Origin of the sequence: Crossiella cryophila (assembly GCF_014204915.1) — a bacterium.
GTDB classification, from domain to species: domain Bacteria; phylum Actinomycetota; class Actinomycetes; order Mycobacteriales; family Pseudonocardiaceae; genus Crossiella; species Crossiella cryophila.
Genome location: NZ_JACHMH010000001.1, coordinates 7,767,692 through 7,788,285 on the forward strand (window position 1 = coordinate 7,767,692; position 20,594 = coordinate 7,788,285).

Below are 20,594 nucleotides of genomic sequence, written 5' to 3' on the forward strand. Positions count from 1 at the left end.
GTCCTCTCGGGTGGTGGCGGTCAGCGCTCGCCGGGTTCGGCCAGCAGAGCGGCGACTTCTTCGTCGGAGAGCTGGTCGATCTCCGCCTCGATGGCCTGCAGCACCGCCTCGGCCAGGGTGGCGACGGTGGTGGCCTCGAACAGGCGGCGCAGCGGCAGATCGATGCCGAAGACCACGTTCAGCCGGGCCAGCACGCGGGTGGCGAGCAGGGAGTGCGCGCCGAGGGCGAACACGTCGTCCTCGACCCCGATCCGGCTCAGTCCCAGCACCTCGCCCCAGATCCCGGACACGATGTGCTCGGTCGGGGTTCTGGGCGCCAGGTAGGGGCTTTCGAGGTCGGGGCGGTCGATCTCGGGCTGCGGCAACGCCTTGCGGTCGACCTTCTTGCTCGGGGTGAGCGGCAGTTCGGGCAGGAACGTCCACAGGCCGGGCATCATGTACTCGGGCAGTCGTTCCGCGGCGAACGTACGCAGGTCGGTGATCTCCGGGGTCCGGTCCTGCGGGACCAGGTAGGCGACCAGTCGCCGGTCGCCGGGTTGCACGTCCCTGGCCACCACGACCGCGGCGCGGACCGCCGGGTGCTGGGCGAGCACGGCTTCGATCTCGCCGAGTTCGATCCGGAAGCCGCGGAGTTTGACCTGCTGGTCGATCCGGCCGAGGAACTCGATGGTGCCGTCGGGCAGGTAGCGCACCAGGTCGCCGGTGCGGTACAGGCGGGCGCCGGGTTCCGCGCCGAACGGGTCGGGGACGAACTTCTCCGCGGTCAGCTCGGGTCGCCGGTGGTAGCCGCGGGCCAGCCGGATACCGCCGAGCAGCAGTTCTCCTGGGACGCCAACGGGTACCGGGTCGCCGTGTCTGTCCACAATGTACGCTCGGGTGCCGGGCACCGGGCGGCCGATGGGCAGGGCGGCTTCGGCGCGGGCCTCGTCCGGCACGGTGGCGATGGGGTGCAGCAGGCAGGTGACGGTGGCCTCGGTGGGGCCGTAGTTGCACAGGAACCGGCCGGGCAGACCGGTCGCGGCCCACTGGCGGGCGTCCTCGACGGTGACCACGTCGCTGCCCACGTTCATCAGCCGCAGACCGTGCAGGCGTGGGTCACCGGGCTGGAGGGTGCGGAGGACCTCGCGGTAGTAGGCGGGGGTGATCTCCATGATGGTGATGCCGTGTTCGTGGATCCGGTCGGGCAGTTCGGCCGGGCTCCAGAACAGCGGGTCGGCCACCACGATGCTCGCGCCGACCAGCAGGGTGGCCGCGATCTGGTCCATGGCCACGTCGAAGGTGAGCGCGGACAGCAGTACCACCCGATCGGTCGGTCGGATGTCGTACTGCTGGGCGATGATCCGGCAGTGGTGGGCGTAGGAGCCGTGTTCGATCAGCACGCCCTTGGGCCGGCCGGTGGAACCCGAGGTGAAGATCATGTAGGCCAGGTGCGCCGGGGTGGCCAGGGGTTCGGGGTTGTCCGCCGGACGCTGGGTGATGGCTTGGGCTTCGCGGTCGAGCCGAACGACCGGTCGGTCGGTGGTGAAGTGCCGGTCGCCGGTGGTGATCACCAGGTGTGCGGTGGCGTCGGCGAGCATGAAGGTGAGCCGGTCGGCCGGGTGGTCGGGGTCGATCGGGACGTAGGCACCGCCGACCTTGAGCACGGCGAGCAGGGAGATCACCGCGTCCAGGCCGCGGTCCAGGCAGACCGCGACGATGGTCTCCGGGCCGACGCCGTGCGCACACAGGTGGTGGGCGAGTTGGTTGGCGCGGGCGTTGAGTTGGGCGTAGCTGAGTCGTTCGGGGCCGAAGGACACCGCTTCGGCCTCGGGGTGCTGGGCCACGCGCTGCTCGAACAGGGCGGGCACGCAGGCCGGGACTTCCTCGGGGCCGGGCGGGTTCCACTCGTGCCGGAGCTGGTGCTGCTCGGATTCGGTGAGCATGACCAGGGAGTCCAGGGGCAGGGCCGGGTTGGTGACGGCGTGGTGGAGCAGTCCCAGGTAGTGCCCGGCCATCCGCTGGATGGTGGACTCGTCGAACAGCGCGGTGGCGTACTCGAACAGTCCGGTGAGGCTGCCGTCGGCCCGCCGACCGAGGGACAGGGTGAGGTCGAACTTGGCGGTGTGCCAGGGGGCGCGCACGCGTTCGACGGTCAGGCCGGACAGGCGGAGCGGGGTGCGCTGGGCCTGTTGCAGCTCGAACATGACCTGGAACAGCGGGTTGCGGGAGAGGTCGCGTTCGGGCTGGAGTTCGTCCACCAGGCGCTCGAACGGGAGGTCCTGGTGAGCGAACGCACCGATCACGTGCTCGCGGACCTGGTCGATCAGCGCGCCGAAGCTGGGCACACGGGTGAGGGATTCGCGCAGCACCACGGTGTTGAGGAAGGCGCCGAGCATGTCCTCGACCTCGGCCCTGGTGCGCCCGGCGACCGGGGTGCCGACCGCGACGTCGGACTGGCCGGTGTGCCGGGCCAGCAGCACGTGGAAGGCGGCCAGCAGCACCATGAACGGGGTGGCGCCGTGTGTGCGGGCCAGGGTGTCGACCTCGGTGGTGGTGTCCGCGGGGATCTCGATGGCCAGCAGGTCGCCGCGACTGTCCCTTGTAGATGGACGCGGGCGGTCGCCGGGGAGTTCGAGCTGGGGCAGGTGGGCGAGGCGGTCGCGCCAGTAGGTCAGGTGGCGTTCGGGTTCGGGTCCGGTGGACCAGTTGTGTTGCCAGGCGGCGAAGTCCGCGTACTGGACCGCGGGTGCGGCTGGCGGGTTGCCGCCGGTGGTGCGGGATTCGTAGTAGTGGCCGAGGTCGCGGGTGAGCACGTCGATGGACCAGGCGTCGACCGCGATGTGGTGGGCGGTGAGCGCGATCAGGTGCTCGTCCGGGCGGATGCGGATCAGCAGGGCCCGGAACGGGATCTCCTGGTCCAGGGCGAACGGCCGGGCGGTGTCGGCGTGCACCAGGGTTTCGGCCTGGGTGACGGCTTCCTGGTAGGGCAGCGTGGTCAGGTCGATCGGGTGCAGGTCGAGGCTGGTGGCCGGGTCGATGAGCTGGATCGGATCGCCCAGCGGGGCCAGGTAGCGGGTGCGCAGGATCTCGTGCCGCGCCACCACGTCGTCCAGGGCACCGCTGAACGCGGCCAGGTCCAGGGGGCCGCGCAGGCGCAGGACCAGGGGCACCAGGTATTCGGCGCTACCGGGTTCGAGCTGGTCGAGGAACCACATCCGGCGCTGGGCGGAGGACGGCGGCAGGTCGACGTCACGGGGCACCCGGACGATCGGGTCGGCTCGTTTGTCCGATGTGGACACCAGGTCGGCGAGGGCTTCGACGGTGCGGCGGGTGAAGACCTCGGCGACCGGGATGTCCACGCCGAAGGCGGTGCGCAGCCGGAAGACCAGGCGGGTGGCGAGCAGGGAGTGCCCGCCCATGGCGAAGAAGTCGTCGGTCGCGCCGACCCTGGTGGTGCCGAGCAGTTCGGCGAACTGGGCGGCGATGGTGGTTTCGGCCGGGGTGCGGGGTTCGACGTGGTCGGTGCTGGTGTCCAGGCCGTCGAGGCCGGGCAGGGCGGCGCGGTCGATCTTGCCGCTGGCGGTGAGCGGGAGTGCGTCCAGGAAGCGCAGGACGGCGGGGATCATGGCTTCGGGCAGTCGATCCGCGAGGTGCGCGCGGATTGCGGCCGGGTCGGTCTCGGTGCCGACCAGGTGGGCGACCAGGCGCTGGTCCTCGCCGATGGCGTAGACCTCGACCGCGGCGGCGGTGATCGCGGGGTGTTCGCACAGCGCGATCTCGATCTCGCCGGGTTCGATCCGGACGCCCCGCAGTTTGACCTGGCGGTCCAGGCGGCCCAGGTATTCCAGGACGCCGTCCGCACGCCACCGCGCCAGGTCGCCGGTGCGGTAGAGGCGTTCGCCGGGTTCGACCGGGAACGGGTTGGGCACGAAGCGTTCCGCGGTGAGGTCGCCGCGGCCGTGGTAGCCGCGGGCCAGGTTGACCCCGGCCACGCAGAGTTCGCCGGGCACGCCGATCGGGGCGAGCTGGTTGTCCCGGTCGAGGACCAGGATCCGGGTGTTGTCCAGTGGGCGGCCGATGGCGACGATCTCGTTGGGTTCCTCGCCGGTGTACTGCCAGGCGGTGACGTCGATGGCGCATTCGGTGGGGCCGTAGGTGTTGGTGAGCCGGACCGGGACCTGGCGGAGCAGCTCGTCGCACAGGTCGGCGGGCAGGGGTTCGCCCGCGCAGAACACCAGGCGCAGCGCGGTGCAGTCGGCCAGACCTGGTTGCTGGACCAGGATTCTCAGCACCGAGGGCACCAACTGGAGCACGGTGATCCGGTGTTCGATCATCGCGGCGACCATGGCGGCCGGGTCGCGGGGCACGCCGTCGGCGGCGACCACCACGGTGCCGCCGGCGACCAATGGAGCCAGGAACTCCCACATCGAGGCGTCGAAGCTGACCGTGGTCTTCTGCAGCACCCGGTCGGCCGGGCCGAGGCCGTGTTCGCGCACGGTCCACAGCACCCGGTTGCGGATGGCCTCGTGGCTGATCACCACGCCCTTGGGCTTGCCGGTGGAGCCGGAGGTGTAGATGACGTAGGCGGCACCGGCCGGGTCCAGTGTGGACAGTGGCTCCGTGCTGGGGTCCGGACCCGGTTCGTCCAGCAGTAACAGGGGGATCGGGGTTTCGGGGAGTTCGTCGCGGATCCAGGACTGGCTGATCAGGACCTGGGCGCCGCTGTCCCGGAGCACGTGTTCGCGACGTTGCGCCGGGTGGGCCGGGTCGATCGGGACGTAGGTGGCACCGGCCTTGAGCACACCGAGCACGGCGGTGACCAGGTCGGCTTCGCGGCGCAACGCGACCGCCACCGGGGTTTCCGGTCCGACGCCGAGGGTGCGCAGCTGCCGGGCCAGGCGGTCGGCGCGGGCGTGCAGTTCGGCGTAGGTCAGGGTGGTGTCGCCGAAGATCACCGCGGTGGCGTCCGGGGTGCGGTGGGCCTGTTCGGTGACCAGGTCGGGCAGGGTTGCCGCGGGGCGCTGGGTCCAGGCGTCGGTCCAGCCGGTGGTGAGGCGGGAACGTTCGCTGTCGTCGAGGACATCGGCCTGGTGCAGCGGGCGGTCGGGGTCGGCCAGCACGGCGGCGAGCAGACGGCCGTAGTGCCCGGCCAGACGTTCCACTGTGGACTCGTCGAACAACGCGGTGGCGTACTCGAAGCCGCAGCGCAGCGAACCGTCGGCGCGGTGCAGTACGGAGAGCATCAGGTCGAACTTGGCGATGGGCCAGCTGATGCCGATCTGCTCGACCCCGAGTCCGGGCAGGGTGAACGGGGCCGGATTGTCCGGGCGGACCTCGAACATCACCTGGAACAGCGGATTGCGGGACGGGTCGCGCTCGGGGGCGAGTTCGGCCACGATCCGCTCGAACGGGATGTCGGCGTGCGCGTAGGCCTCCAGGGCGGTGTCGCGGACCCTGGTGAGCAGGTCGGTAAAGCTTGGGTTGCCGCTGAGGTCGCCGCGCAGCACCAGGGTGTTGGCGAAGAAGCCGAGCAGCTCGTCCAGTTCGGGGCGGCCGCGACCGGCGACCGCGGTGCCGACCGGGATGTCCTGACCGCCGCCGTGCCGGGCGAGCAGGGCCTGGAAAGCGGCCAGCAGCACCATGAACGGGGTCGCACCGTGCTGCCGGGCCAGGGTTTCCACCGCACGGCCGAGGTCGGCGGGCAGTTCGACGGCCAGCCGGTCACCACGCCAGTCGCGCACCCGGGGGCGGCGCCGGTCGGTTGGCAGGTCCACAGTGGACAGGTTCGCCAGGGTCTCGCGCCAGTGGTCCAGGCGGGCGGCGAACTCCGGGGTGTCCGCGGTGGTCCGCTGCCAGGTGGCGTAGTCCGCGTACTGCACCGTGGGCGCGGGCGGCGGGGTGTCGCCGTCGCGGCGGGCGGTGTAGAGGCGGTTGAGGTCGGTGGCCAGGACCTCGGCGGACCAGCCGTCGGAGCTGATGTGGTGCAGGGTCAGCAGGAACAGGTGGTCGGTGGCGGTGACCCGGATCAGGGTGGCACGGGCCGGGAGCTGGGTGGCCAGGTCGAAGGGCTGCCGCAGGTCGGCGTGCACCAGGTCCAGGGGGTCGCCGTCAGTGGTCAGGGTGGTGAACGGGATCCGCCCGGCCGGGTCGATGAGTTGGGCCGGTTCGCCGTCCTGTTCGGTATAGCGGGTGCGTAGGATCGCGTGCCGGTCGGCCAGATCCCGCACCGCGTCACGCAGCGCGGGTTCGTCGAGTTCGCCGGTCAGGCGCAGGGCGAACGGGACCAGGTAGTCGGTGCCGCCGGGGGCGAGCCGGTCCAGGAACCACAGGCGCTGCTGGGCGAAGGACAGCGGCAGCGGGCCGTCGTGGAAGACCGGGGTGATCGGCAGTTGGCCGGGTCCGGCGGCGGTGATCACCTCGGCCAGGCGGGCCACGGTGCGCGCGGTGAAGACCTCGGCCAGGGGCAGTTCGACGTCGAGCTGGGCGCGCAGCCGGGCGGCGATCCTGGTGGCGAGCAGGGAGTTGCCGCCGAGGGTGAAGAAGTCCTCGTGCACGCCGACCTGTGGCAGTTCGAGGAGTTCGGCCCAGACCGCGGCCACCGCGTGCTCGACCGGGGTGCGCGGGGCGACGTGCTCGACCGTGCTGGACTGGCGGTGTGCGGCCGGGTCGGGCAGGGCCTTGCGATCGACCTTGCCGCTGGCGGTCTTGGGCAGCACCGGCAGCACCACGTATTGGGCCGGCACCAGGTGTTCGGGCAGGCGCTGCCCCAGTTCGGCCCGCAGACCGGTGACGTCGATGTCCACTGTGGACGCCAGGTAGGCGACCAGGTTGCCGCGATGGGCCAGTACGGCGGCCTCGCGGATGTCCGGGTGCGCGGTCAGCGCGGCCTCGACCTCGCCGGGCTCGATCCGGAAGCCGCGGATCTTGATCTGGGTGTCCACTCTGGACACGAACTCCAGCTCACCGTCGGCCCGGTGCCGGACCAGGTCGCCGCTGCGGTACAGCCGGGCGCCAGGGGTGAACGGGTCGGGCACGAACTTGGCCGCGGTGAGCGCGCTCTGGCCGTGGTAGCCGCGGGCGACCTGGTCGCCGCCGATGTAGACCTCTCCCACCGCGCCCGGCAGCACCGGCCGCAGCTCGGCGTCCAGGACGTACATGGTGGTGTTGGCGATCGGCGCGCCGATGGGCAGCGATCCGGGATCGAGTTCACCGGCCCGGCGGATGAGCACCGAGCAACCCACGGTGGTCTCGGTGGGGCCGTACTCGTTGAACACCACGGTGTCCGGGGCGTGCCGCCGCCACGGGTCCAGCAGCGCGCCGGTGAGCAGCTCGCCACCGGCGACCACGTGCGGGGCGCCGGTGCGCAGGGCGTGCGGGGAGAGTTCCTGGCCGAGCACACCGACGTGCGTTGGGGTGAGCTTGAGCAGGTCGAAGGTGTTGTGCTCCAAGGCATCCACCAGCGCGTCGAGCCCGGCGGAGCCGTCGTCGGCGGTGAGGGTGACCGGGACGCCGGTGAGCAGTGCGGGGTAGAGCGAGGTCACCGGCAGATCGAAGGCGACCGAGGAGTAAAGCGCGGTGCCGTGGGTGTGGCTGCCGTAGGCGGTGGCCGCCCAGCTCACGTAGTTGACCAGGTTGCGGTGGGTGATGGTGACGCCCTTGGGCTTCCCGGTGGAGCCGGAGGTGAAGATCACGTAGGCGGCGTTGTCCGGGTGGGCGAGCTGGATCGGAGGTTCCGCGGCGAGGCCGCTTTCGGGGCTGATCTCGTTGACCAGCAACGCCGCCCCGGCCTCGGTGAGCAGATCCGATCGCCGGGCGGCCGGGTCCGCCGGGTTGAGCGGTAGATAGGCCGCGCCCGCCTTCAACACCCCGAGCAGCGCCACCACCAGATCGAAGCCGCGCGGCAGGCATACCCCGACCAGTGACTCCGGCCCGATCCCCTTGCCCCGCAACACGTGTGCGAAACCGTTGGCGCGCTGATCCAGTTCGCGGAAGCTCAGTTCGCCATCCGGACCGCGCAGGGCGACCGCGTCCGGGGTGCGCGCGGCCTGGGCCGCTAACAGCTCGTGCAGGCAGCCGCCGGGCAACGCGGTTGCGGTGTCGTTGTACTTGGCGATCAGATCGCGGTGGTCCTCGGCGGAGATGAGTTCGATCTCGGCAACCGGAGTGTCCGGTGTGGACAGTGCGGTGCGCAGCAGCTGTTGGTAGCCCTCGGCGATCCGGCGCACGGTGTTCTCGTCGAACAACGCGGTGGCGTACTGGAGTCGCGCGGCCAGGGTGCCGTCGGCGCGGATGTCCAGGTCCAGCAACAGGTCGAAGGGCGTGCCCAGCAGCGGGGTTGGCACCAGTTCGGTGTCCAGGCCGGGCAGGGTGATCGGCTCGGCCACCGCGTTGCGCAGTGAGAAGGAGACCTGGAACAGCGGGTTGCGGGACAGGTCCCGCTCCGGGGCCAGCTCCGCCACGATCCGCTCGAACGGCACATCGGCGTGCGAGAACGCGGCCAGCGCGGTGGCCCGCACCCGGTCCACCAGCTCCCCGAAGGCGGGCCGGCCGGAGACGTCGCCGCGCAGCACCAGGGTGTTGGCGAACAGGCCGATCAGCGGTTCCGCCTCGGTGCGGGTGCGCCCGGCGACCGGGGTGCCCACGGCGAGGTCGGTCTGCCCGGTGTAGCGGGCCAGCAGCGCCTCGAAGGCGGCCAGCAGCACCATGAACCGGGTGGCGCGGCGGCTCCTGGCGTAGGCGTCGACCTGGGCTACCAGCTCGGGTGGCAGCTGGAACCGGACCACGTCGCCCGCCCCGTCCCAGACGGTGGGGCGCGGCCGGTCGGTGGGCAGTTCGAGGGGGGTCAGGCCGGCCAGGCCGGTGCGCCAGAAGTCAAGCTGCTTGCCCAGTCGCTCGCCGGTGAGGCGTTCGCGCTGCCAATCAGCGAAGTCCGCGTACTGCAAGGACAACTCGGGCAGTGCGGCCGCGGGTCCGCCGGTGCGCTCGTGGTACCCGGCGGCCAGCTCACGGGCCAGCACACCCCAGGACCAGCCGTCGAAGGCGATGTGGTGCACCACGAACAGCAGCAGGTGCTCGTCCTCGGCCAGTCGCACCAGGGTCAGCCGCAGGGGCGGCGCGGTGCTCAGGTCGATCGGGCGACGTAGTTCCAGCTCGACCAGCTCGGCCAGCCGGGTTTCCACCTCCGGCGACCCGCTGAGGTCGTGCGGGCTGGGCGCACAGTCCACTTCGGACTCCACGATCTGCCCGGCCGCCGTGTACCGGGTGCGCAGGATCTCGTGCCGCGCGATGATCCCGTGGAACGCCCCGGTCAGCGCGGACACGTCCAGCTCGCCGTGCACCCGCAGCGCCAATGGCAGCAGGTAGTCCGGCGCGCCGGGACGGAGCTGGTCGAGGAACAACAGCCGTTGCTGTGCGAACGACGTCACCCTGGCACCGCTGTCCACCGGTCACCTCCACCTGCTTGGCCCTGGTCCACCGAAGATTGCGGCCGGCACCCCCTGCCACGCCAGGGAAGGAACAGCAGCGCTCGACCGCCACTGCCGGTGCGCGTTTGTCCCTATGGCCCACCACCGGTGCCGGGGGACGCTCGGCGGGCCAGTACACCGACCCGGGAGGACGGCATGACCGAGGAGAACGACGAGGCCGTGTACCGCGTCGTGCGCAACGACGAGGAGCAGTACTCGATCTGGCGGGCCGACCGGGAACTGCCGCTCGGCTGGCACGCCGAGGGCACCGAGGGTTCCCGGCAGGACTGCCTGGACCACATCGGCCGGGTGTGGACCGACATGCGCCCGCTGAGCCTGCGCCGCCGCATGGAACAGGTGAGCTGACCGGCATGAGCGGCTACGGCGCCGGTTCGGCCGGGGTGCTCGGCACGATCGGCGGGACCCCGCTGGTCGAGCTGACCAGGTTGTTGCCCGGCAGCGGGTTCCGGGTGCACGCGAAGCTGGAGGCGGCCAATCCCGGTGGCAGCATCAAGGATCGGTCCGCGTACGCGATGCTGACCGACGCGGTGCGCACCGGCGCGGTCATCCCCGGCCGGTCGGTGGTGGTCGAGTCCAGTTCCGGCAACCTCGGCATCGGACTCGCCCAGGTGTGCCGGATCCTGGAGCTGCGCTTCATCTGCGTGGTGGACCCGCGCACCAACCCGCAGAACATCGCGATCATGCGGGCCTACGGCGCCGAGGTGCACACCGTCACCGACCGCGATCCGGCCACCGGCGAGTACCTGCCGACGCGTCGGCGCCGGGTGCGGGAACTGCTGGCCACGCTGCCGGATGCCTACTGCCCCAACCAGTACGGCAACACCCGCAACGCCTGGGCGCATCGCGGCACCATGCGCGAGATCGTCGAGGCCCTGGACGGCGAGCTGGATTTCCTGCTGTGCACGGTGAGTTCGGCAGGCACGCTGCGCGGGTGCGCGGAGTACGCGCGGGAGCACGGGCTGGGGGTGCGGATCATCGCGGTGGACGCGGAGAGCAGCGCGATCTTCCACACTCCCGTCGGCAACCGGCTCATTCCCGGGCACGGCGCGGCGGTGCGGCCGGAGTTGTTCCGGCCGGGGCTGGCCGATGAGGTGGTGCACGTCAACGACCTGGACTGCGTGGTCGGCTGCCGCAGGCTCGCGGTGCGGGAGGCGATCCTGGCAGGCGGGTCCTCCGGCGCGGTGGTCTCGGCGCTGCACCGGCTGCGGGAGCGGATCCCGGCCGGGGCGAACTGCGCGCTGATCCTGCCCGACCGCGGTGAGCGGTACCTCGACACGATCTACGACGACGACTGGGTCGCGGCCCAGTTCGGCGACGTCACCGAACTGTGGAAGGACGACGCGATGGAGGTGGCCAGGTGCTGATCCTCGGCAACGACACGGTCCGGCGGGTGCTGGACGGCCGGGAGCTGGAGGTGCTGGCCGCGGTGCGGCAGGCCTACGTGCAGCACGCGCGGGGCGAGACCGCGTTGCCGCACTCGGTGTTCCTGCGGTTCCCGGACGACACCCGCAACCGGATCATCGGGCTGCCAGCCTATCTCGGTGGGGCGCAGGCGGTCGCCGGGATGAAGTGGATCTCCAGCTTCCCCGGCAACGTCTCCCTCGGCCTGCAGCGGGCCTCGGCCGCGATCGTGCTGAACTCGATGCGCACCGGCAATCCCGTTGCCCTGCTGGAAGGTTCGACCATCTCGGCCCGGCGCACCGCGGCCAGCGCGGCCCTGGCGGCGGCCACTCTGCCTGGCGACACACCGGATTCCGGGGTCACCCTGGTCGGCTGCGGGGTGATCAACCGGGAGGTGCTGCGGTTCCTCCGGGTGGTGCGGCCCGAACTGCGCGCGGTGACCGTGTTCGACCTGGACCGCGAGCGGGCGGCGGCCTTCGCCACCTGCAGTGACCCGGACCTGACCGTCACCGTGGCCACCGACCTGGACCAGGCCCTGGCCGCGAACCGGTTGATCTCCTTCGCCACCACCGCTTCCGTGCCGCACGTGGACCTCAGCGCCTGCCACCCTGGCACGCTGGTGCTCGGGCTGTCCCTGCGCGATGTCACCATCGACGGGGTGCTGGGCGCGGTGAACATCGTCGACGACCACGACCACGTGTGCCGCGCGGCCACCTCGCTGCACCTGGCCGAACAGCACCTTGGCCACCGCGAGTTCATCACCGGTGCGCTCGGCGACCTGCTCGACACCGGCACCAACCACCGGCGGGACCCGCACCGGGTGACCCTGTTCTCCCCCTTCGGTCTCGGCGTGCTCGACCTGGCCGTGTCCGCGCTGGTGCTGCGGGTCGCGCGGGAGTCCGGGCTCGGGGTGGAACTCACCGACTTCCTACCCGCCGAGGAGGCCGCCTTGAGTTCCACCGGCTGATCCACCACGGCACGAAGGCCCCGTCGCGAACGACGGGGCCTTTTCCTTGTGTGCCAGTGATTATCCGGACATCAGATGAGCCCGGCGCGGACCGCGCGGGCCACCGCGTGCGAGCGGTTGCGCACCTGGAGCCGGGCCATCAACTCATAGATCACGTTCTTCACGGTGTGCTCGGAACAGGACAGCGAACGGGCGATCGCGGCGTTGCCGTGCCCGTCGGCCATCAGGGTCAGCACGGCGGTCTGCCGCGCGGTGAGTGTGCGGGGTGCGGTGACCACCGCGGTCTCCGGTCCGGACAGCAGCCGGGCCAGCACCTCCGAGGGCAACCGGCCGTCGCCGTGCCGGGCCGAGTGCACCGCGGCGACCAACTGGTCGGCGGTGGTGCGCCGGGTGTGCAGCAGCACGCTGACCCCGGTGCGCACCGCGCGCAGCACGCCGGCCGGTGCGAAGGTGTCGGCCAGCACCATCAGCCGCCTGCCCCGCCCGGGTTCGGTGACTGGAAGTGCCTGCTCCGGGGTGGTGAGGGCGGCGTCAAGGGCCTCCTCCACCGTGCCGCCGACGGCCAGGGTCACCGTCGGCTCCGCCGGGTCGACGGTGATGCCCGCGCGGGACAACAACTCCAGCGCCCCGGCCCGGACCGTGGCATCGGTCGCGTCCAGCCGCACCCGCAGCTGCGCCACCGCGGTCACAACAGACCTGCCCGCAGCGCGTAGGCCACCGCGTGCGCCCGGTTGCGCAGCCGGAACCGGTGCGTGATGTCGTGCACCACGCTGACCACGGTCCGCGGCGAGTAGCACAGCTCCTGGGCGATCTCCCCGGTCTCCCGCCCGTCCGCGACCAGCCGCAGCACCTCGCGTTCCCGCTCGTTGAGCGTCACCCCGCCGACCCCGGCCCGCGCCACCGGCCGGGCGCGGTGCTCCAGCAGCGAGTCCAGCAGATCCGGCGGCACCGTGCAGTCACCGCCGGCGGCGGCCAGCACGGTGCGGGCCAGCCGGTCCGCGCTGGCCTCCCGGCGCCGCAGCAGGCCGCGGGCGCCCGCGGCGATGGCGTGCAGGGCTTCCGCCGGTTCCAGGTCGGTGGCCACCAGTACCACCTCCGGCCGGTCCGGGCCGTTCCTGGTCTCCCGCACCAGGTCCAGCACGGCCTCGGCCACCGCGTCCACGATCACCACGGTCACCTCCGCCACCTCGGCCGGGCCCGCCACGGCCACATCCGGGCAGCTGTGCAATGCACCGGTCGCGCCGGCTTCCAGCATCGGGTCCATCGCGACGACGCTGACCCGCACCGGCTCACCCATCCGGTCCCTCCTCGGTCGTGTTGCCTCCTGTTGACAAGCCAATACGTGGCCGACCGACGGCACATCGGGTCCGACCACCCACATTTCCGCCACCCACGTACGCGACCACCCACAATCTCTCCCTACCGACCGGTCGGTAGGGACGCGGGACCACGGCCACATCGCACAAAAGCCCAGCGGTCTGTTACCTTGACTCCAGACGCCAACTAACCAACTAGTTGGATACGACAGCCCGGAGGTCAGGAATGATCACCTACGACAAGCTCTACGTCGGCGGCCAGTGGGTCGCGCCGGAGATCGCCGAACCGATCGTGGTGGTCTCCCCACACGACCGGCCGGTAGTCGGACACGCCGCCCAGGCCACCCCCGCCGATGTCGACCGCGCGGTCAGCGCCGCCCGCGCCGCCTTCGACCACGGCCCCTGGCCGCACACCACCCCCGAACACCGGCAGGCCCTGATCGCCCGGTTCAACGAGCTGCACGCCCAGCGCGCCACCGAGATCGCCGAGCTGGTCACCGCCGAGAACGGCACCCCGTCCTGGTTCACCAGCTCACTACAGACCGCGATGGCCGAGCAGACCAACGCCTACCTGCGCGCCGCGGCGGAGTTCGGCTGGGAGGAGCGGGTCAGCACCCCCAACGGGCCTGGCCCGATCGTGCGCCGGGAGCCGGTCGGCGTGGTGGCCGCGGTCATCCCGTGGAACGCCCCGCACCAGTCCGCGCTGGTCAAGATCGTCCCTGCCCTGCTGGCCGGGTGCGCGGTGATCCTCAATGCCTCGCCGGAGACCGCACTGGACGCCCTGCTGCTGGCCGAGGTCTTCGCGGCGGCCGGACTGCCCGATGGCGTGCTGAGCATCCTGCCCGCGCACCGGGGGGCCAGCGAGTACCTGGTCGCGCACCCGGGTGTGGACAAGGTCGCCTTCACCGGATCCACCGCCGCCGGACGCCGGATCGCGGCCATCGCGGGCGAGCAGCTCAAGCGGGTCAGCCTGGAGCTGGGCGGCAAGTCCGCGGGCATCGTGCTGGCCGACGCCGACCTGCCCACGATGCTGAGCCAGCTGCCGTTCGCCTCCTTCGGCAACAACGGCGAGTCCTGCGGTTCGATCAGCCGGCTGTTGTTGCCGCGCAGCAGGTACGAGGAGTTCGTGGACGCGATCGCCGGTGTGGTCGGGGCCATCCCGGTTGGCGATCCGCGGGACCCGGCCACCTTCATCGGCCCGATGGTCACCCCGGCGCAGCAGGAACGCGTGCGCGGCTACATCCGGCTGGGCATCGCGGAGGGCGCCCGCCTGGTCGTCGGCGGACCCGAGGAGCCCGAGGGCCTGACCGGCGGGAACTACGTGCGTCCCACGGTGTTCGCCGAGGTGCGCAACGACATGCGGATCGCCCGCGAGGAGATCTTCGGCCCGGTGCTCTCGCTGATCGCCTACGAGACCGAGGAGGAGGCGATCCGCATCGCGAATGACTCCGACTACGGCCTCTCCGGCGCGGTCTGGTCCGCCGACCAGGATCGCGCCCTCGCGGTGGCCCGGCGGCTGCGCACCGGCGGTGTGCTGGTCAACGGCGACCCCGGCGGTTTCGACGCGCCCTTCGGCGGCTACAAGGCCAGCGGGCTCGGCCGGGAGATGGGTGTGGCAGGGCTGTCCGGGTACGTCGAGCTGAAGACGATCAACGCCTGACCGCGGCGGCCACCGTGCCGCCCTCGTGCAGCACGCAGGGCAACAGCAGGCGATGGCCGGAGTCCGGACTCCGGCCGGCCAGCAGCTCGAGAAGCACCCGCACCGCGGTGGCGCCCAGCTCCTCGCGTGGGATGCGGAACATCGACCAGTCCACCGCCGAGTCGCCGCCACCCTGGCTGGGATCGTTGTCCCCCAACAGGATAATCGACAGGTCACCCGGCACGTCGAGCCCGGCCGCGGTGGCCCGCGCGTGCAATCCCTCGGCCATCGCGGTGGTCTCGACCAGCACCCCGGTCACCTGCTCGGCGACCAGTGCCTGCCACGCCTGGTCCGGGTCTTCCTGTTGCAGTACAAGGGGTGTACGCCGGTGGCGGCGGGCGGCCACCTCATAACCGCGCCGCCGGTCCACGGTGGGTTCGTGGTCCCCGGCCAGGCCCAGCAAGGCGATCCGCCGATGTCCCAGTCGCCACAGCCGGTCGTAGCACTGCCGGGTCGCCTCGACGTAGTCCGCGCCGACGTAGGCGATCGGTCCGGCCGGGGACTCGCGGCGGCCGATGAAGACGAACGGGAACCGCTCCCGCGTCAGCCGGGCCAGTTCGGCCGGATCATTGTGCCGCCCCAACAGGATGCTGCCGTCGGCGATGCCCAGCCGGTTGGTCCCGTTCTCATACACCTGGCGGCGGCCGGCGCGGCGGCCGGAACTGGTGAACAGCAACAGGTCATAGCCCTGGGCCTCGGCCTCCTCCTCGATGCCGCGCAGGATCGGGCGGTAGAAGTCGGCGCCGCCGGAGGGGAAGACCGACTCGTAGCTGAACACGCCGAGGATGTTGTTCCCCTTGCCGCGCAACCGCCTGCCCATGATGTCCACGGTGTACCCGGTGCTGCGCAACGCCTCCTGCACCCTGGCCCTGGTCTCCGGCGCGATCCGCACGTCACTGGATCCGTTGAGCACCAACGAGACCATCGCCTGGGACACACCGGCGACACGCGCTACCTCGGCCTGGGTGACCCGCTGCCTGCTCACCCCTCAGTCCGCCCAGCCGGGCCAGGTCAGGGTCACCAGCTCGCGACCTGCGGCGCCCGGATCCGCTGTCAGGTCAGGGTTGTGGCCGTGCTCGCGGAGCACCCGGCCGACCTCGGCCGCGGATTCCGTTGGCAGGCACAGGCGTCGCCGGGTGGTCTCGACCAGTTCGGCGAAGTCCCGGGGCTCGAGTCCGGGTGGTCGCCGCCAGCGGGCGACGTGCGGGTGCACGCCGAGTTCGTCCAGCGCGGCCAGCAGATCATCGGCGGTGGGGCCCTCTGGGCGGGTGATGCCGTGGAAGTGCCGCCACAGCGGGTTGAGGTCGATCAGCGGGTGCCGGGTCGCGGTCTCCAGCACCACCTCGCGCCGGGCGGCCGCGGTGAGGGCGGCGATGAACGGGGCGAGGTCGGGCACGTTGAACACCACGTTGCCGCACACCACCACATCGGCGGCCCCGGCCCGCATGGCCAGATCCGGCCAGCGGCCGCGCAGCCCGCGCGTTGGCACGCCGAGGGATTCCGCGCTCTCAACGCAGGCGGCGAGCAGGTCGGCGTCGGCGTCCACCGCGGTGAACCCGGTGACCAGCCCGGCGGCCAGCAACGGCAGGCTGCTCGCCCCGGCCCCGGCGCCGATGTCCAGCAGCGACCCGGATTCCGCCAGCGCGGCCCTGGCCTGGTCGTGGGTGGCCCCGGCGGGTGCGGCGAGCTGGGCGGCGGCGCGGCGGCGGAACACCTGACGCGGCAACACCCACGGCGATTCGGCGGCCCCGGCCAGCACGTGCGCCGGGATGGCCCAGTCCGCGAGCTGCCGGGCCCAGCGTTGTTGTGCGGTGCTCACCGGGCAAGCATAGGGCCGGGGCCGCGGGCTCCTCGCCCCGCGGCCCCGGCCCGTTGATGCTATGCGGCCAGCGCCTGCGTGTCAGCCTTGCGCAGCTGACGGTCCAGCAGCAGGCCGAACACACTGGCCAGCACCGTCCACAGGGTGGCCAGCTGGATCAGCGAGTACAGCCGGAACTGCCAGAGCAGCGGGGCCGGGATGTCCGCCGGGATCGGGTCGTTGTTGGCGGGCAGCAGGATGACCACCAGCGCCAGCAGGACCACAGTGGACAGTCCGGTCAGCACGAGCCGGACCGAGCGGTCAAGACCCTTGCGGGCCAGGAAACGGTTGAACCACGGCGCCAGGTTGGCCAGCACCAGGCCCGCGACGATGACCGCCAGGTACAGCAGCGTGCGTTCCTCCACAGTGGACGGATCGCCGACGCCGGGCGGGTTGGCCGGGTACTTCAGGCCGGGCAGCAAGGAGATCGTCAGGAACCCGACCCCGCCCAGCAGCAACGCGCGGTCCAGGTCGGCCCGGCCGGGCAGCCGGTGGCGCAGCCGCGCGAAGGCGACCGCGAAGACCAGGCCGATGGCCAGCCCGATCACCACGGTGGCCAGCAGCCCGCCGACGAGCTGGGTGCCCCGGTCGAACAGCTCCTCGTGGTGGTCGCCCGCCGAGGGTTCGGCCGGGCGGGCCTCCTCCACGGCGAGTGCGGCCTCCAGGGGGATCTCGGTCAGGAAGTACTGCACCGCGGCGCCTGCCAGCCCGGCGATCACGCCGGCCAGCCCGCCGCGGAGCAGCGTGGACCCGAAGGTGGGACTAGTCATCTGCGGGTCCCCGTTCAGTGGCACGGAACGCCGAGCGCGTGGCGCCCGTCGTGCGCGAACTCGTGGATCAGCTCGGAGCTGTGCGCCAGCAGCAGACCGTTCTCCTGCAACAGGACGTACAGGACGATCAGCGCGGCCGCGGCGACCAGCCAGGACCAGGCTGGCACCGCGATGGCGGTCGGTCGATCGGGGGACGCGGCGGATGCCGACATGTTCTCCTCCATACCTCGTGGACGGTTCCGTGCGCGCCGCAGCCGGTCTCCTGGCTCCCGGATCATGGCCACGTCTCCTGCCTTCCCAGCCGGCGAACCGGCCAGTGGCCTTGATCGAGACGGGACTTCCCCGGTCACAGTGGCGAGGACCACGCCGGATTCGCACCGGCTTCCCGAACACTGCGGCCCAGTGACCGTAGGCCACCCGCCAGCGGCGCAGCCAGCTCTGAACGGGTCATCAGGATCACAATCAGGTGGCGATACGGCATTGCGCGGAACTTTCGTCGCGCCCAGACGTTCACCTGCTGGATCCCGGGGTGGGGGCGATCAGACGTCCGGGGCGATCCGGGTCAGCAGTGCGGCGGTGACGGGGTCGCGGGTGGCGGTGGCCGCGGTCATCGCGGCCAGCTGGTCGATCAACCAGTCGATCAGTTCCTCACGGCTGTGATCGCGGTCCTGCAACCAGATCAGCAGGGTGCCCTCGACCACCGCGACCCAGCAGCGCAGGGTCAGCAGCATGAACGGGCTCGGCTCGGTGACCCCGGTGACGTCCAGGATCTCCCGCACCGCGACGTGCCGGACCTCGTCGACCAGCGTGTCGGTGTCCCTGGTGGCGACCACGGATCCACTGCGCAGCAACGCGATGTAGGCGGTGGCGTAGGTGTCGGCGACGTCGACGAACACGCCGAGGGCGTAGCGGAGCTGATCGATCAGCGTGCCGGGCTCGCGCCGGGTCAGCCGGTCCACCAGCTCGTCCACCGCGGTGCGCAGCGCGGCCACGTGCACCTCGCGCAGGCTGCCGAAGTAGCGGTAGAACAGTGCTCTGGACACGTCGGCGTGGGTGATGATGTCCTCGATCGACACCAGTTCCGGCGCCCGGCTGCTGTACAGCTCCAGTGCGGCGCCGATGAGGTCCTCGCGGCGTTCGGCCGGGGACATCCGCCGTTTGCGCCGGGGCTGGCCGCTGGTCTCGGTCAGTTCAGTCATGTCCGGTTCATCATCACAGATCCAGGGTGAGCCGGGTGCGCCCGCGGGTCACGCAGATGCGCGCCTGGTCCGGTTCGTCGGCCGGATGGACGCGGTCCACTTCGCCGTCGAGCACCCGGACCCGGCAGGTGCCGCAGAAACCCTGCTGGCAGGAGTAGCCGACGTCGGGCAGCACGGCGCGGATCGCGGTCAGCGCGGAGACCTCGGCCGGCACCGGCACGGTGACGCCGGTGCGGCGCAGTTCGACCTCGAAGGGCGCGCCGCCCAGGATCGGCGGCGGGCTGAAGCGTTCGCTGTAGAGCGGCCTGCGCACCGGGACGGCCTGTTTGACCGCGGCCAGCATGGGTGGCGGGCCGCAGCAGTAGAGCACCGAGTCGCCGGGGTCGACCAGGTCCGCCGCGGTGGGTGGGCCGCCGTGCTCGTCGTCGGCGTGCACCCGCACCCGGTCGCCGTAGCGGGCCAGCTCGGCCAGGAACGGCAGGCTGGCCCGCGACCGTCCACTGTAGACAAGTCGCCAGTCCGCACCCGCCATGGCGGCGGCGTGCACCATCGGCAGGATCGGGGTGATCCCGATGCCACCGGCCAGGAACAGGTACCGCGGGGCACGCACGAACGGGAAGGCGTTGCGCGGGCCACGGATGCCCAGTTCGTCCCCGGCACGCAGTTCGTGCACCTCGCGCGAGCCGCCACCGCCGTCGGCGATCCGGCGCACCGCGATCCGGTAGCCGACCGAACGGTCGGTAGGGTCCCCGCACAGCGAGTACTGCCGTCGCTTGCCCGAGGGCAGGTGCACGTCCAGGTGGTGGCCGGGCTGCCAGGCGGGCAGCTGGACCCGGTCGACGGCGACCAGACGCAGGCTGACCACGTCCTCGGCCTCGGCCCTGACCTCGGCGATCCGCACCCGCCGCGGTGGCTCGACCGGCCTTTCGGCGGCCCCGCCGCGGCGCAGCAGCCGGATGTAGCCGTCCATCGCGCGCGCCGCCCAACCGACCAGTCGGTCGGGACCGGCGCCGATGGGGTGCGGCGGGGTGTCCTGGCGAGTCATCAGTGCTCCGCGGCCCTGGCCGCCGGCGAGGTCGCCAGGTAGGCCACGGCACGGGCGGTGGAGCCCTCCTGGGAGGGGTGGTAGGAGCGGCGCAGGAAGGTGGACAGCTTGCGCAGCAACGATCCGTAGCCGGGCAGCAGGCCGCGCCGGGCACTGCGCGGCACATCCCGCCAACTCGACTTGACCTGCCCGCGCAGCACCGGGTCGGCCTGCATCAGGTAGCGCAGGCCGCGCACCCAGCACAGCGTCAGCGCGGGCGCGACGACGGCCATCGCGCGCAGTCGCCGCAGGTAGCTGCCGTCGATGTGCTGGTACAGGTCGAAGGCGACCGAGCGGTGCTCGACCTCCTCGGCCCCGTGCCAGCGCAGCAGGTCCAGCATGGTCGGGTCGAGGCCTGCCCGGTCCAGGCCGCGGGCATCCAGGACCCACTGCCCGAGGAAGGCGGTGACGTGTTCCACCGCGGCCACGTAGGCCAGCCGTTCGATCAGCCAGGCCCGCTGCCCGCGCGCGTCCAGGTCCCGGTCGCCGAGGATCCGGCCGAAGATCCACTCCAACTGCCGCACGTACGGATCCGGGTCGATCCCCTGTTCCCGCAGGTGTTCCTGGGCGCCCTGGTGGGCTTCGGCGTGCACCGCCTCCTGCCCGACGAAGCCGATCACCTGCTCGCGCAGTTCGGCGTCCCGGATCAGTGGCAGCGCCTGCTGGAAGACCCGGACGAACCAGCGTTCACCCTCGGGCAGCAGCAGGTGGGTGACGTTGAGGATGTGCGTGGTGAACGGCTCCCCCGGCACCCAGTGCAGCGGGGTCTTGGACCAGTCGAAGTGCACGTCTCGCGGGGTGAGGACCAGCCGGTCGGGTTGCTCGTGGCTCATCGG

14 protein-coding genes and 1 riboswitch are annotated in these 20,594 nt (G+C 71.7%); of the genes, 4 read left to right on the forward strand and 10 right to left on the reverse strand.

Annotation, left to right across the window (positions count from 1 at the left end):
• Positions 1 to 20: 20 nt before the first annotated feature.
• On the reverse strand, positions 21 to 9,404 hold the full coding sequence (locus HNR67_RS33280; protein ID WP_185006349.1) for a non-ribosomal peptide synthetase: 9,384 nt from the start codon (positions 9,402 to 9,404) through the stop codon (positions 21 to 23).
• Positions 9,405 to 9,599: 195 nt separating this feature from the next.
• Here HNR67_RS33280 and HNR67_RS33285 point away from each other — a divergent pair, with 195 nt between their 5' ends.
• The 3 genes from HNR67_RS33285 to sbnB are packed head-to-tail and all read left to right on the forward strand — an operon-like array spanning position 9,600 to position 11,832.
• On the forward strand, positions 9,600 to 9,809 hold the full coding sequence (locus HNR67_RS33285) for an MbtH family protein (RefSeq protein WP_185006352.1): 210 nt from the start codon (positions 9,600 to 9,602) through the stop codon (positions 9,807 to 9,809).
• 5 nt (positions 9,810 to 9,814) lie between these two features.
• Positions 9,815 to 10,828 carry a 2,3-diaminopropionate biosynthesis protein SbnA gene (sbnA, locus tag HNR67_RS33290; RefSeq protein ID WP_185006355.1) on the forward strand — a complete coding sequence of 338 codons (1,014 nt, stop codon included), beginning with the start codon at positions 9,815 to 9,817 and terminating at the stop codon, positions 10,826 to 10,828.
• Positions 10,822 to 11,832 carry a 2,3-diaminopropionate biosynthesis protein SbnB gene (gene sbnB, locus HNR67_RS33295; RefSeq protein WP_185006356.1) on the forward strand — a complete coding sequence of 337 codons (1,011 nt, stop codon included), beginning with the start codon at positions 10,822 to 10,824 and terminating at the stop codon, positions 11,830 to 11,832. The genes sbnA and sbnB overlap by 7 nt, the downstream gene beginning before the upstream one ends.
• A gap of 71 nt (positions 11,833 to 11,903) precedes the next feature.
• Here the strand turns inward: sbnB and HNR67_RS33300 are convergent, their stop codons facing one another.
• Both HNR67_RS33300 and HNR67_RS33305 read right to left on the reverse strand, forming a co-directional pair.
• Positions 11,904 to 12,521, reverse strand: coding sequence for a response regulator transcription factor (locus HNR67_RS33300; protein ID WP_312988581.1), 618 nt, complete (start codon positions 12,519 to 12,521; stop codon positions 11,904 to 11,906).
• The gene (locus tag HNR67_RS33305; RefSeq protein WP_185006358.1) at positions 12,518 to 13,129 is read right to left on the reverse strand and encodes a response regulator transcription factor; all 612 of its coding nucleotides are present in this window, start codon (positions 13,127 to 13,129) and stop codon (positions 12,518 to 12,520) included. The genes HNR67_RS33300 and HNR67_RS33305 overlap by 4 nt, the downstream gene beginning before the upstream one ends.
• A 245-nt stretch (positions 13,130 to 13,374) precedes the next feature.
• On the opposite strand from HNR67_RS33305, the gene HNR67_RS33310 reads away from it, so the two are divergent.
• On the forward strand, positions 13,375 to 14,808 hold the full coding sequence (locus HNR67_RS33310) for an aldehyde dehydrogenase (protein WP_185006360.1): 1,434 nt from the start codon (positions 13,375 to 13,377) through the stop codon (positions 14,806 to 14,808).
• On the opposite strand, the gene HNR67_RS33315 is transcribed toward HNR67_RS33310, so the two are convergent.
• From HNR67_RS33315 to HNR67_RS33345, 7 genes are all read right to left on the reverse strand, one after another.
• Positions 14,798 to 15,832, reverse strand: coding sequence for a LacI family DNA-binding transcriptional regulator (locus HNR67_RS33315; protein ID WP_221490140.1), 1,035 nt, complete (start codon positions 15,830 to 15,832; stop codon positions 14,798 to 14,800). The genes HNR67_RS33310 and HNR67_RS33315 overlap by 11 nt on opposite strands.
• Positions 15,833 to 15,835: 3 nt before the next feature.
• Positions 15,836 to 16,666 (reverse strand): class I SAM-dependent methyltransferase, encoded by an 831-nt coding sequence (locus HNR67_RS33320; protein ID WP_185006362.1) that lies wholly within the window; start codon positions 16,664 to 16,666, stop codon positions 15,836 to 15,838.
• Positions 16,667 to 16,725: 59 nt separating this feature from the next.
• The gene (locus tag HNR67_RS33325; RefSeq protein WP_185006364.1) at positions 16,726 to 17,475 is read right to left on the reverse strand and encodes a CbtA family protein; all 750 of its coding nucleotides are present in this window, start codon (positions 17,473 to 17,475) and stop codon (positions 16,726 to 16,728) included.
• A 14-nt stretch (positions 17,476 to 17,489) separates the two neighbouring features.
• Positions 17,490 to 17,687, reverse strand: a complete 198-nt coding sequence (locus HNR67_RS33330) for a CbtB domain-containing protein (RefSeq protein ID WP_185006366.1) — start codon at positions 17,685 to 17,687, stop codon at positions 17,490 to 17,492.
• A gap of 23 nt (positions 17,688 to 17,710) precedes the next feature.
• Positions 17,711 to 17,887: riboswitch (cobalamin riboswitch) on the reverse strand.
• Positions 17,888 to 18,014: 127 nt separating this feature from the next.
• Entirely contained in the window at positions 18,015 to 18,626 is a 612-nt protein-coding gene (locus tag HNR67_RS33335) for a TetR/AcrR family transcriptional regulator (protein ID WP_185011397.1), read from the reverse strand.
• Positions 18,627 to 18,687: 61 nt separating this feature from the next.
• Positions 18,688 to 19,719, reverse strand: a complete 1,032-nt coding sequence (locus HNR67_RS33340) for a PDR/VanB family oxidoreductase (RefSeq protein ID WP_185006368.1) — start codon at positions 19,717 to 19,719, stop codon at positions 18,688 to 18,690.
• Positions 19,719 to 20,591 carry a metal-dependent hydrolase gene (locus tag HNR67_RS33345; protein ID WP_185006370.1) on the reverse strand — a complete coding sequence of 291 codons (873 nt, stop codon included), beginning with the start codon at positions 20,589 to 20,591 and terminating at the stop codon, positions 19,719 to 19,721. Before HNR67_RS33345 ends, HNR67_RS33340 begins: the two co-directional genes overlap by 1 nt.
• Positions 20,592 to 20,594 lie beyond the last annotated feature (3 nt).